This window comes from Thermodesulfobacteriota bacterium, from assembly GCA_031082315.1.
Lineage (GTDB): Bacteria > Desulfobacterota > QYQD01 > QYQD01 > QYQD01 > QYQD01.
In genome coordinates, this window is record JAVHLC010000001.1 from 1 (window position 1) to 11,799 (window position 11,799).

Genomic DNA, 11,799 nt, shown 5'->3' on the forward strand with positions numbered 1-11,799 from the left:
CGTCCATCTGCGCCGCTCCCGTTATCATATTCTTTATATAGTCGGCATGCCCGGGACAGTCCACATGCGCATAATGCCGCTTATCCGTCTCATACTCCACATGCGCCGTCGCTATCGTTATTCCCCTCTCCCTCTCCTCCGGCGCCTTGTCTATCTGATCAAACGGTATATGCTCCGCATATCCCGCCTTCGATAACACCGACGTTATCGCACTCGTTAACGTCGTCTTACCATGATCTATATGCCCTATCGTCCCTATGTTTACATGCGGCTTCTTACGCTCAAATTTCTTCTTCCCCATCTCAAAATCCTCCTTAAATTTAAGCAGAATTATAAACTGAACATAATCTTACATACGCCCTAACGTGGAGCCCACGACCGGGATTGAACCGGTGACCTCTTCCTTACCAAGGAAGTGCTCTGCCAACTGAGCTACGTGGGCGCTATAACACAGAATTCAGAATACAGAACTCAGGAGTCAGAATTTAGCCCTTCTAATTCTGTCTCCCGTATCCTGAATCCTATATTCTGTTTTTTTCTTATTGGAGCGGGAAACGGGTCTCGAACCCGCAACCCTCAGCTTGGAAGGCTGATGCTCTAGCCAATTGAGCTATTCCCGCTTACACTTTCAGATAAACACGCCTAATTAAACAACGCCTTAAAAAATAATAACGTGGGCGCACTCTCTACAAGACCAGAAAAACCTGACCCTGCCTACTCCTGTATTCAACCTAAAAATGGTGGAGAGGGGAGGATTCGAACCTCCGAAGGCGTCGCCGGCAGATTTACAGTCTGCTCCCTTTGGCCGCTCGGGAACCTCTCCAATCTAAATAAACATGGCTGGAGCTGGCGATGGGACTCGAACCCGCAACCTGCTGATTACAAATCAGCTGCTCTGCCAATTGAGCTACGCCAGCAAATCAATCCATAAAACTTTATGTGTTAAATCAAATAAATATTACAAACGGCCATTTTGAGATAATGTTCTCTATTTAGTAAATATCTTTAGGGAATTTTAGCCGAAGTTTAAAAAAAATTATATACAATGAATAAATTATCTAGTCAAGAGAAATCCCTCTAAGGATTTCCAGGAAGAAAAGGTTCGGTCTGCCTCTTTAAATAGAGCAGTCAGCATTCAGCTCTCAGCTTTCAGGAAGTGGAATCGCGCCTTAAGCTGACCGCTGATGGCTGATCGCTATTTCCCAGCAAATGGACTTTTTACCGCAGAGATCGCGGAGAACGCTGAGATAACATATTGAATAGTTTACGCTTTTTTCTGCGGACTCTGCGTGCTCAGCGGTGAGAAGGCTTTTTTACGAATTGATCAACATTGTTGTCTATCTCTTCAGCCGGATAGATACCGCCCGGGCGTGGGCAGTAAGCCCTTCCCTCTCTGCCATTCGAATAACATCTCCGGCATCCTGAACAAAACCCTTCTCGGTATAATAAATAAGGCTGGTCCTCTTTAAAAAATGCTGAACCCCCAGGGCAGTAGCAAAGCGGGCCGTACCCATCGTGGGGAGGACATGATTGGGACCGGCTATATAGTCCCCCATGGGTTCCGGCGAAAATTCTCCCATAAATACCGCGCCGGCATGCCTTATCTCACCCAGCCAGGCAAAAGGTTCCTGCACTATAAGCTCCAAGTGCTCCGGAGCAATTTCATTAGCTATCCGTATGGCATCTGCCACATCATCTACCACAAATATAACCCCATTCTGCTCCAATGAGGCCCGGGCGATCTCATGCCGCACCAATTGCTTGATTTGTTTTTTGAGAAAAGCTATTACCGCATGTGCCAGTTTTACCGACGGGGTAAGCAATACCGCTGTGGCCAGGGCGTCGTGTTCAGCCTGAGATAAGAGGTCGGCAGCAACGATCTCGGGACGAGCTGTAGCGTCGGCAATAACCAATACCTCGCTTGGGCCGGCGATCATATCTATGCCTACCATACCGGATAATAGTTTCTTCGCCAATGTCACGTAAACATTGCCCGGACCAACGATTACATCTACTTTTGGCACTGTCCGGGTGCCAAAGGCCAGCGCTGCAATACCCCAGGCGCTACCCGCCTTATAGACCTCTTCTATACCCACTTCCTGTGCCGCCACCAACAAGTACGGATTTACTTCGCCCCCGGGAGAGGGCGGGGTGGTAAGGACAATTCGTGGGACACCGGCTATCCGGGCCGGAATGGCATTCATTAATACAGACGAGATAAGCGGCGTCTCTCCCCCCTTGCCGCCGGGTACATACAGGCCGGCAATATCTACCGGACGAACCAACTGGCCGACCATGGACCCGTTTTCTCTGGTTACTATCCAGGACTGTTCTCGCTGCCTGGAGTGAAAATCCTCAATCTGACGAATGGCCTTATTCAAAGTAGCATAGAAATTTTTATCCACCCGCCTATAGGCATTTTTGAACTCCGCCGCTTTAACTCTCAAAGAAGATTTTTTTAGATCAGGCGCATCAAATTGGCGTATATATTTAATAAGGGCCTTATCACCGCCGGTCCGCACCTCTTCCAGAATCCCGGCTACAGCCAACTCATGATCTTTAGCAAAGTTGATTTGCCTGGTCCCAAGGGCGCGTAATCTTTGACGGCCCTCTTCACTATCAGCACGAACTAAGGAGATCATCCTCCCCCCCTCTCGCTTTAGCCAAATTTTGCCTTTATATAACATGATCTATCAAAAAATTAAACTATTCCAGTTTTTCCTTGCATCTTTACCCGCAATCTCAGATAATTGAAGCTCCCCGCAGTAAACTGCGGGGAATCTCCGTATGCAAGGTAAAATGCATCATATTCGCTCGCTAACCCTGCTGCCCGCCAAGGTCGGACCTAGTGGCAAGCAGCGGGGAATGCGCTCGCTATGCATATTCATAACAATTTTCCCCCACGCCAGGCGACATAAAGATAAAAAGCACACGGAAAAGATTTACCATCTTCTAAGGAGATGAACTTGCTAAAGCCGGAAGACCTATTTGACCTGGAAGGGTTCCATCACCGGGACTTATTCGCGGGGGTTAATCTGGTTTGGGAAGCGTTACCAAAATTAAAAGCCTACCTATTGCAGGCTATAGCGGTTAACCCTGTAACCGGCCTGCCTCTTTCTATACCACTTAGGGCCACCCTGGCGGTACATGAAGGGAAACTACTGCAAAAAGGTATAGAGATAATACCCGGAGATGCCACCAAGGGAAAGATGAAGGTCGTCAAAAACGGAAAGGTTCTGGAGGGGGCCTCTGTTTTGTATGCCGGCTGTGTCCTGGCGGATGAAGGAATAGCTATTGGCCGCGGCATAGTCGTTGAGCCCGGGGCCCTGATCAAAGGCCCGACCATAATAGGCGATCAGACGGAGGTCCGTCAGGGCGCTTATATCCGGGGGACTTGCCTGGTTGGCGCGCATTGTATAGTAGGGCATACCACCGAGATAAAAAACTCTATCATGCTGGATGGCGCCAAGGCCGGACATTTTGCCTACATGGGAGATAGCATCCTGGGAAGCAACTGCAACCTCGGGGCCGGAACCAAATTGGCCAACCTGAAACTCCTTAATGCACCTATCACTATCAGGATTCAAGGGAAAGAATATCCCACCCTGCTCCGTAAACTCGGCGCAATCTTAGGTGACGGCGTACAAACGGGCTGCAACTCGGTCACCAATCCAGGGACTATCCTTGGACAAAGATCATTGGTCTATCCAAATACCACAGTCAAAAGCGGTTACTATCCCCCCGGATCCGTCATCCGCTAATAATAAACAAAATAGAAAGGAAACGTTTATGAAAAGATCAAGTCTGGTTGTTCTATCTATCTGTCTGGGAGTTGTCTGTCTTTTAGTATCATCCCTGACCTGGGCAGATAAGTCTGCAAAAAATGATAAGATCGTCGCTAAGGCAGGCAAACAGGTCTTGACGGCTGAGGCCCTCGACCAAAGGGTGAATTCTTTACCGCCGGAATATCAGAAGATGATCAGGCAAAACCCTCAATTCAAACAAAATCTCATTGATCGCTGGGTACAAATCTCTTTGCTCTCTCAGGAAGCGCGAGCCCGTAAGCTGGATCGCAACAAGGCCCTGGCCGAAAAAATCAATGAGCTGGTCGATACCCTCCTGGCCCAGGAATTTGTAACTAAATATGTCTTTGATAAGATTAAGGTAACAGATAAAGAGATAACCAACTATTATTCTGAGCATAAAGCCGAATTTGAAGAGCCGGAGATGGTCAAGGCACGGCATATCCTGGTCAGGGTTTCATCTGAAGCCAAACCCGATGACTGGGGGGCAGCAGAAATCCGGATACGCGAAATCAAGAAGCGTCTGGATGGAGGAGAGGATTTCGCTGCGGTGGCCCAGGCTTCCTCAGAAGATCCGGGCAGCAAAGATAAGGGGGGCGAACTCGGATTCTTTCCGCGTGGACAGATGGTTCCGGAATTTGAGAAAGCAGCCTTCGCGCTCAGGACAGGAGAGGTGAGTGAACCCGTGAAGACTGCATTCGGGTATCATATCATCAAAGCAGAAGATAGAAAGGAAGCAAAGACTAAGGTCTTTGATGAAGTTAAGGAAGAGGTCAAAAACAGGTTGATAGAAACAAAGCAGGAAGAAGCTATGGGGAAACTTTTTCTGGAATTAAAAAACAAATACGGCGTAACTATAACTCCATAGTAACCGTTCACCGTTGTCTGTTCACCGTTCACCGAAAAAAAGCTTTTCAGGTTCTTACGGACAACGGTGAACTGATACAATCCATAGCCCTGGCTACAGGCGATGTCACCGGTCACTTCACTGGGCATCAGTCACTGGTTAAACGTGGAAAACTTTTAACCAGTGACAAATGACTATTGACTAAGCGATAAGGAGGGAAGGACGATGGATTTATTAACAGAACGTTTGGACGTCCCGGCAAACAGTAATATTATCTTAGGCCAGACCCACTTCATCAAATCCGTGGAAGATCTTTATGAGATATTGGTAGGCTCAGTCCCGGGCATAAAGTTTGGATTGGCTTTTTGTGAGGCCTCCGGCGACTGTCTTGTCCGGGTAGCCGCTAATGATGAAGAACTCAAAGAAGCTGCCATAGCCAACGCCGGAAAGATAGCGGCCGGCCACTCGTTTATAGTTATCATGCGCAACGCCTTTCCTATTAATGTCTTAAATGCCATAAAACTATGCCAGGAAGTATGCACCATTTACTGTGCAACGGCCAATCCTGTAGAGGTGATCATCGCTCAAACAGAACAGGGGCGAGGGATACTCGGAGTCATTGATGGCTATTCACCAAAGGGGGTAGAGGAAGAAGGTAATATAACCTGGCGGCTGGATTTACTGAGAAAACTAGGGTACAAGGCCTCTTAAGGACCGGCGACTATCCTAAAACTAAAAATATAAAAGGGAGACCGGATGGTCTCCCTTTTATTATCCACTTCGTGCCACAGCTTGATTAATGGCCGGCCGGAGGTGCCTCAGGGGCTGGAGCCGGAGCTGCCTCAGGAGCCGGAGCTGCCTCAGGAGCCGGAGCCGGAGCTGCCTCAGGGGCCGGAGCCTCTGGAACTGCCTCCTCCTTCTTCTGGCAACCAACCGCTACGGCCAGAGACAATGCCATTACTAGCACAAGAAGAAAAGATAAAAACTTACGCATACCTTATCACCTCTTTTCTTTTACAGATTTTGCTTTTCTTAACGATTACCGCCAACTATTGACGACCAAATATTTCTTCCGTCAGAATTTATTTTCGAAATTCTAGATAAGTCTGAATGAAATGTCAATAAAAAATCACCGCAAGCTACAAGAAATGATTTATGCGGGCTTGCAGCAAGGTTTTATCGGGAGATTCGCCACGACAAATTCGCTGGTATAAAATTTTTAATTATAAATAAAAATAAAGAAATCAATATGTTATGAGCACAAATAGCTATCTGTCCCGCACTTAGTTAAATTTTTTGAACCCGGATCATTTCTCACCCAAGGGATCAATATATATTTATGCAATAAAATCCAACTGTTACATTTATGGCCCTTTTGGGCATGAACGTTGCATGGTTACTAATATCGAGTAAAAAACCTTTCTCCCTATCCGTAGAACAGCCGGGATTATCAGCCGCCCGGCTGTTCTTTTTTATACACAGCGGCATGGGTTCGAGGCGCTCGATCAGGCAAGGAACGAGCGAGGAGCCCGCGGAGCAGCCTTGTGGCGCTGTGAGCAGTCACCGCAGCGAGTGACGCGGCATGTCGGGATGGATCGGACTTATGTCGCTGTGTATAAAATCCTGCGCAATAAAACACCACTAAGCCCTAATTAAAAAACTCAATATCGGTTAAATAGATTGACGAATAAAAAAAATCCCTTATATAATTTGGTAAAAAGCTGTAAAATAAAAAAATCGTCACGGCGGACAACCGGACCTGTTACAACGCCGTCAACTTACTCTAAAAAAGCGATCGACGATATGGAAAAACAGAAAATACTGGCCGTAGATGATGATCCGTTTATTCGGGCCCTCCTGGCAGAGATTATGGACAAGCTGGGGCATGAATGTGATGTGGCTGAAGATGGCCTGGCTGCCCTGGATAAACTAGCCGCCGATTCTTACACCATCGTGATCACAGACATAAAAATGCCCCGTTTGGACGGGGTTGAATTAACCAAAAAAGTAAAAGAAAAGTACAACAACACGGATATAATAGTTATTACTGCCTACAATGCAGACTACAAATACACCGATGTAATAAGGGCCGGGGCCAGCGATTTTATATCCAAGCCTTTTAATATAGATGAACTGGAAGCCAAATTTAACCGCATCATTCGTGAAAGAACCTTGCGTCATGAATTGGAAACCCTTTCTATAAGGGATGCACTAACAAACATCTATAACCGGCGACATTTTAACGTCAAACTGGAAGAGGAATCTTACCGGGCGTACCGCCAGGGCTACAATCTATTTCTTATCCTCATGGACATAGATGACTTTAAAGACTTTAACGATCAAAAGGGACACCAAGAAGGAGATATTCTACTTCACAAACTGGGAGAGGTAATCCTGTCTTCTGTGCGCGAAAACGTGGACTGGGGGTTTAGATACGGTGGGGATGAATTTGCTGTTATTGTCACTCAAGCCACCGAAGACCAAGCCAAGAAGATAGCCGAACGTATCCGGACAAAATACAATGCTGAACACCTGGAGCCAACTTCCTTGAGCATTGGCCTGGCTAAGCTCATCTACAGCCCCAGCCTAACCCCACAAGAAAATATGGATATCCTCATCCGTGCCGCAGACAAAGCCCTTTACAGCGCAAAAAGCGCAGGGGGCGATCGAATTACTTTAGCCGAGGCTTAAAAAGGCGGGTTGCCGTGAACCCTGTCGATTTACTATAGTGATGGTCGCAAATATCTTGACCATAACAGGAACATATAATTTCAATAAGTTGAAAGTTGGGGAGAGGGAAAAGACAAAATGCCCACGTATGAATATCAATGTATGAAATGCAATGAAGTCTTCACGGTAGTGTTAAGCCTTGCAGAACATGAAAAGAAAAAGGCCTCCTGCCCAAAATGCAAAAGTAAAAAGGTCAAACAGCAGATTAGTCACTTTATGACCAAGACTTCCAGGAAAACCTAGATAGTGTTCATCCGGAAACTACTGTTTCCGGCTTCACGCTTTCAGCAGTCAGCGCTTAGCTGTCAGCAAAAAACCAAGACAAACAGCATCTTAAGCTGAACGCTGATAGCTGAGTGCTGATTGCTCCATCCGGAAGGCTGAAAGCTGATTTCTGATAGCTAGCGTGCGGCGGCCGGGCTTCGTGTAAACAATACGGCCTCCCGGAAAATTAACGTCCCGCTATAAATTGCCCTACCCGTAATGACTCCTTCTACACCGTAATCTTCTATGGCCGCGATTTTCTTAATATCATCCAGCGTCGAAACCCCGCCGGCGACGTAGATAGGCACGCCTACCGAACGGGCCAGATCTTTCGTAGCTTCGATATTGGGGCCAGTCTGCATACCATCGCGTTTGATATCGGTAAAAATGATGGCCCGCACTCCAAAATCTTCGTATTTTTGGGCCAGCGTCAGGACATCGGTATCCGTTGTTTCTGTCCACCCTTCGACAGCCACTTTTCCATTTCTGGCATCGATTCCAACCACAATCCTTCCCGGAAAGATGCGGCACATCTCCTTCACCAGGTCTGGATTTCTGTGGGCTACCGTGCCCAGAATCACCCTATCTACACCCCAGGAAAGATATGTCTTAATGGTCTCACTATCACGGATACCGCCACCAACCTGCACCGGTATTTTTAACGCCGAAAGAATATTTTTGATACTTTCGTGGTTTGCCGGTCTTTTACTTACCGCGCCGTCTAAATCCACAATATGCAGCAATTCTGCCCCATCCGATTCCCATCTAAGCGCCATCTCCACCGGGTTGTTGGAAAACACCGTTTCCTGAGCCATATCGCCCTGTCTCAGCCGAACACATCGGCCTTGTTTCAAGTCTATAGCCGGCACAACAATCATAACGTTATAGATAGCGCTCCTTCATGCTGATCAGTTCACTCCCATTATAACGTGCTCAATGCACTACCCCAAGCAAGCTACGAGGTATCGCGCACCTGTTTTTCACAATCTAAACGTAGCAAACTTCGGGGAATTTAACCAATAACTCGCGAAAACCTGTGTAATCTGCGTAAGCTGTGGATTAGACCTATCGCTATCGAGGGAAATCCTCCATCACTTTATCCACGCCTTCTCCAGCCAGTTCGTCGGCCGTAAGCCATTTAAACCCTCTTTTGAGGTAGGAAGGAAGCCTGAGTATATTTTCCATTAAAGAGGTCTGTGTCTCATCAAAACGCCCCTTCCATATAATAACGCCGTCAGAAGTCCGCACCAGATGCAGATCAAACGCCACAGAGGCAGGACGCTGGACACTATAAGTACGGCCTTCCCGTTCTTCATACCGGAATATCCGTCCGTACAATACAGCATCAGTCCCTGACTTCTCGCCAATCCTTTGCAAAATCTTCGTATATGGCATACCTCCCGACTTGGCCAGGGCATCCGCCCACAATCCCTTGCTCTGCCCGGATGTTAGCAGGATAATATCCGGTTTGTCCTTCAACTTCTCAAAAAGCAGGTCAGACAGGACAGTTTCCGCCTTGGGCTCAATATGTCCCCCTTTATAGGCGCTACCGCAGACACTGCAGGTCACATATTGCTGGCCTGCCTCTCCCGCCGCTTCCACCTCAAAAGGGAGAACCGCTATGGCCTTTGCCGTCAGCCCGGCTTTCTTCTCTAACTCAGCATGCTTACCGCCGCAGCCTATGCATACAGAACACAAAATCCAAAGCGTAGTCACCCAAAAACAGGCTTTACCTATATTATTCATTGTACTCCCTCACATGGAGCCGCTAACAATTAAATAAGACCCTTGGTTGAAATTACACCACTAACCCGGCCATCTAAGCTGGTAGCCATGTCCAAAGCCCTCCCCAGGGCCTTAAAAACAGCTTCAATTATATGGTGGGCATTCCGGCCATACATAACATTAACATGGAGAGTGATACCCCCGCGCGTGGCAAGGGCTTGCAGGAACTCAGGGACCAATTGTGTGTCAAACATCCCTACCTTGCCCTGTCTCATTTTAACATTATAGACCAGCAACGGCCTGTTGGAGATATCTATTGCCACCTGGCACAATGCCTCATCCATCGGAATGATGGCCTGCCCATAGCGCCTTATCCCCTGTTTTTCACCCAGGGCCTCCCGCAAGGCGTCTCCCAGACATATACCAATATCCTCAACGGTATGATGGAAATCCACTTCTATATCTCCCCTGGCCCTTAAGACCAGGTCAAAAAATCCATGGGCGGCAAAAAGGGTGAGCATGTGATCGAGGAAGGCAATACCGCTATTGATATCGCTTTTACCCTCTCCATCCAGGCTGAATTTCAGAGAAATATCCGTTTCTTTCGTCTTTCTTTCTACTTTGGCCTTACGCCCTGGTTTCTTGTTCATGAATCCACCCGATGTAAGTATCCTTGTGACAAAAACCAATTGACTTTATTAGGCTTTTAGCTATAGTCTTTAAACCAATCGCCTGTAAAAGTAAATTAAAAAGTGTCTCCTGAACTATTTTATGGATTATAGGAAAAACCTGATTTTTAACATTATAACGATAATTGTCAGCATATCGGCTGTTACTTTTTCGGCTTACGCCCTCTGGCGGCTGGATCAATCCCAGAAAAAATGGGGAGAGATGGATAATGCCATAGCCACTGCTCAACTGCGTATAGACAAACTCGAAACCCACCTTCTTAACATGGAACTTACCAACTTTATTAACATTACCAGCGCCCGCCTGGCCTTAAATCTCAACAGGCAGTTTGTATTCTATGGCCTGGTCAACCAACCTCCATTGACCCATGATATAATCATCTCCCTCTACACGCGGGATGACTTTTTCAAGACAGAAGATCCGGAATTAAAGAAATTTATTATCAATCTTGTCAAACAACATACAGAAACCGTCTTACAAACAGTAAAGGTCACCAGCGGGATAACCGGGACCGAAGTAGATCATCTCACTATAAATTTTCTCGACAACACGGACTCTAAAAACATACTGGCACAGTACAAAAACAAAAAACTCAGGGTAAAAATAAACAATACCTTCACCCCGGTATCCATCCAGAAATAACCACCTGTAACTTTTCCTGCATTTTATCAGCCAGTTAAAAATATTCGTCTTTATTTGTTTAAGTTGGTGCAGCGCATTGCCGATATGACAATAGAAAGTTGCAACTACCAATAAAGATGATGAACTCGTAAAAGGTCAAAAATAACAGTGGAAGATTCCTTGATGGAAAGTCCTTTAAAATCTTACCGGAGAAAAATACGTCAGGTCCAGTGCATGACAAAACTTGACAAAATTATAGAGACCTTACGTCGCAAATTCCATTTCAAAATCAAAATATTCCCCCTGGAAAAAATTCCCGACGCTATAACCTGGGCGGAGCGAGGTTTCATATCCATACACGAAAACTATCTTTCGCGGCGAAAAAAATCTTATCATATTATATCTACAGATAAAGAAAGGCTCCTTCGCCTCTGCCGGGAACTTTCCATACCGGAAGGCTCTATACGGTCTTCGGACTTTTATAAATTTTGGCACACAAACTGGATCCTGGAAAATGAAAGGTGCAAGGCAAAAAAGTAGATATCCGCTACCTCTTTTACAAACTAACCGAACACATATAGCCTAGCCGGCCTTCCTAACTCCATCCTGTATCGTCTTCAATTCATCACACATTCTCTTTCGGGTTAGGGTTATTTTCTCTATGGAAGAAATAAACCTGCGTTGTTTACGGGGCGGCCATTTCTCGATAACTTCCAGTAAGGGTTCACAATACCACCAGTTACAGCGATGCGGCCGCATGGTGCGGGTCAGGACGCAGCCCCTTTCTGCCAGAAACTGGCACGGCTCCTCATCTCTCAAACCATCCCTGAAAGGGGGCAATTCCAGCCCCAGCGCCGCCAAATAAATCAGGTCACACCAGTCAAACCGGCCGTTTAGATTCGTACAATTTGAGCTTTTGCAGTGGGGACAGACTTCCGAGGTCATTTCCTGGATCAGCGGGTCTATAGCCTCGATACCGGTCTTTACCCCAACGGCTAAGCGAAAGATATTCTCAGCTTCGCGCGGATAAGATTCAAAAATGGACCGGATCTCTCTATATACTTCTCTTAGTTCTTCTGACGTACTTGGAGTTGTCATACACTATAAACCACTCTTTAC

Annotated in this window: 14 protein-coding genes and 4 tRNA genes; 8 read left to right on the forward strand and 10 right to left on the reverse strand. The window is 46.6% G+C overall.

Features of this window, described 5'->3' with window-relative positions:
- The 6 genes from RDU59_00005 to hisD form a co-directional block, all read right to left on the reverse strand.
- The coding region (locus RDU59_00005) for a GTP-binding protein (GenBank protein MDQ7836870.1) at positions 1-301 on the reverse strand (301 nt) is incomplete at its 3' end.
- Between the two features lie 65 nt (positions 302-366).
- Positions 367-442, reverse strand: a tRNA-Thr gene (locus RDU59_00010).
- A gap of 101 nt (positions 443-543) precedes the next feature.
- A tRNA-Gly gene (locus RDU59_00015) sits at positions 544-620 on the reverse strand.
- A gap of 118 nt (positions 621-738) precedes the next feature.
- Positions 739-823 (reverse strand) — tRNA-Tyr (locus tag RDU59_00020).
- An 18-nt stretch (positions 824-841) separates the two neighbouring features.
- A tRNA-Thr gene (locus tag RDU59_00025) sits at positions 842-917 on the reverse strand.
- Between the two features lie 420 nt (positions 918-1,337).
- Positions 1,338-2,642 (reverse strand): histidinol dehydrogenase, encoded by a 1,305-nt coding sequence (gene hisD / locus RDU59_00030; GenBank protein ID MDQ7836871.1) that lies wholly within the window; start codon positions 2,640-2,642, stop codon positions 1,338-1,340.
- Between the two features lie 324 nt (positions 2,643-2,966).
- Here hisD and RDU59_00035 point away from each other — a divergent pair, with 324 nt between their 5' ends.
- From RDU59_00035 to RDU59_00060, 6 genes are all read left to right on the forward strand, one after another.
- Entirely contained in the window at positions 2,967-3,761 is a 795-nt protein-coding gene (locus RDU59_00035) for a glucose-1-phosphate thymidylyltransferase (protein MDQ7836872.1), read from the forward strand.
- A 28-nt stretch (positions 3,762-3,789) separates the two neighbouring features.
- Entirely contained in the window at positions 3,790-4,671 is an 882-nt protein-coding gene (locus RDU59_00040; protein ID MDQ7836873.1) for a peptidylprolyl isomerase, read from the forward strand.
- 204 nt (positions 4,672-4,875) lie between these two features.
- Positions 4,876-5,361 (forward strand): adenosine-specific kinase, encoded by a 486-nt coding sequence (locus RDU59_00045; GenBank protein MDQ7836874.1) that lies wholly within the window; start codon positions 4,876-4,878, stop codon positions 5,359-5,361.
- A gap of 45 nt (positions 5,362-5,406) precedes the next feature.
- A complete protein-coding gene (locus tag RDU59_00050; GenBank protein MDQ7836875.1) occupies positions 5,407-5,706 on the forward strand; it encodes a hypothetical protein in 300 nt (99 codons plus the stop codon).
- A 747-nt stretch (positions 5,707-6,453) separates the two neighbouring features.
- On the forward strand, positions 6,454-7,341 hold the full coding sequence (locus RDU59_00055; protein ID MDQ7836876.1) for a diguanylate cyclase: 888 nt from the start codon (positions 6,454-6,456) through the stop codon (positions 7,339-7,341).
- Between the two features lie 117 nt (positions 7,342-7,458).
- Entirely contained in the window at positions 7,459-7,623 is a 165-nt protein-coding gene (locus RDU59_00060; GenBank protein MDQ7836877.1) for a zinc ribbon domain-containing protein, read from the forward strand.
- Positions 7,624-7,781: 158 nt separating this feature from the next.
- Here the strand turns inward: RDU59_00060 and hisA are convergent, their stop codons facing one another.
- The 3 genes from hisA to hisB all read right to left on the reverse strand — a co-directional run bounded on the left by hisA (position 7,782) and on the right by hisB (position 10,019).
- Positions 7,782-8,522 (reverse strand): 1-(5-phosphoribosyl)-5-[(5-phosphoribosylamino)methylideneamino]imidazole-4-carboxamide isomerase, encoded by a 741-nt coding sequence (gene hisA, locus RDU59_00065; protein MDQ7836878.1) that lies wholly within the window; start codon positions 8,520-8,522, stop codon positions 7,782-7,784.
- A 193-nt stretch (positions 8,523-8,715) separates the two neighbouring features.
- Positions 8,716-9,390, reverse strand: a complete 675-nt coding sequence (locus RDU59_00070; protein ID MDQ7836879.1) for a hypothetical protein — start codon at positions 9,388-9,390, stop codon at positions 8,716-8,718.
- A 29-nt stretch (positions 9,391-9,419) separates the two neighbouring features.
- A complete protein-coding gene (hisB, locus tag RDU59_00075; protein MDQ7836880.1) occupies positions 9,420-10,019 on the reverse strand; it encodes an imidazoleglycerol-phosphate dehydratase HisB in 600 nt (199 codons plus the stop codon).
- A gap of 121 nt (positions 10,020-10,140) precedes the next feature.
- Here hisB and RDU59_00080 point away from each other — a divergent pair, with 121 nt between their 5' ends.
- Both RDU59_00080 and RDU59_00085 read left to right on the forward strand, forming a co-directional pair.
- Complete coding sequence (locus RDU59_00080) at positions 10,141-10,701, forward strand: hypothetical protein (GenBank protein MDQ7836881.1); 561 nt, start codon at positions 10,141-10,143, stop codon at positions 10,699-10,701.
- Positions 10,702-10,914: 213 nt separating this feature from the next.
- A complete protein-coding gene (locus RDU59_00085) occupies positions 10,915-11,220 on the forward strand; it encodes a hypothetical protein (protein ID MDQ7836882.1) in 306 nt (101 codons plus the stop codon).
- Positions 11,221-11,262: 42 nt separating this feature from the next.
- Here RDU59_00085 and RDU59_00090 read toward each other — a convergent pair whose 3' ends face one another.
- Positions 11,263-11,778: a hypothetical protein gene (locus RDU59_00090; GenBank protein ID MDQ7836883.1), complete on the reverse strand. Its 516-nt coding sequence runs from the start codon at positions 11,776-11,778 to the stop codon at positions 11,263-11,265.
- Positions 11,779-11,799 lie beyond the last annotated feature (21 nt).

Coding starts and splice junctions, on each gene's coding strand:
- hisD (MDQ7836871.1), bottom strand. CDS start 2,642: ATGATCTCCTTAGTTCGTGCTGATAGTGAAGAGGGCCGTCAAAGATTA.
- RDU59_00040 (MDQ7836873.1), top strand. CDS start 3,790: ATGAAAAGATCAAGTCTGGTTGTTCTATCTATCTGTCTGGGAGTTGTC.
- RDU59_00045 (MDQ7836874.1), top strand. CDS start 4,876: ATGGATTTATTAACAGAACGTTTGGACGTCCCGGCAAACAGTAATATT.
- RDU59_00050 (MDQ7836875.1), top strand. CDS start 5,407: ATGGTCTCCCTTTTATTATCCACTTCGTGCCACAGCTTGATTAATGGC.
- RDU59_00055 (MDQ7836876.1), top strand. CDS start 6,454: ATGGAAAAACAGAAAATACTGGCCGTAGATGATGATCCGTTTATTCGG.
- RDU59_00060 (MDQ7836877.1), top strand. CDS start 7,459: ATGCCCACGTATGAATATCAATGTATGAAATGCAATGAAGTCTTCACG.
- hisA (MDQ7836878.1), bottom strand. CDS start 8,522: ATGATTGTTGTGCCGGCTATAGACTTGAAACAAGGCCGATGTGTTCGG.
- RDU59_00070 (MDQ7836879.1), bottom strand. CDS start 9,390: ATGAATAATATAGGTAAAGCCTGTTTTTGGGTGACTACGCTTTGGATT.
- hisB (MDQ7836880.1), bottom strand. CDS start 10,019: ATGAACAAGAAACCAGGGCGTAAGGCCAAAGTAGAAAGAAAGACGAAA.
- RDU59_00080 (MDQ7836881.1), top strand. CDS start 10,141: ATGGATTATAGGAAAAACCTGATTTTTAACATTATAACGATAATTGTC.
- RDU59_00085 (MDQ7836882.1), top strand. CDS start 10,915: ATGACAAAACTTGACAAAATTATAGAGACCTTACGTCGCAAATTCCAT.
- RDU59_00090 (MDQ7836883.1), bottom strand. CDS start 11,778: ATGACAACTCCAAGTACGTCAGAAGAACTAAGAGAAGTATATAGAGAG.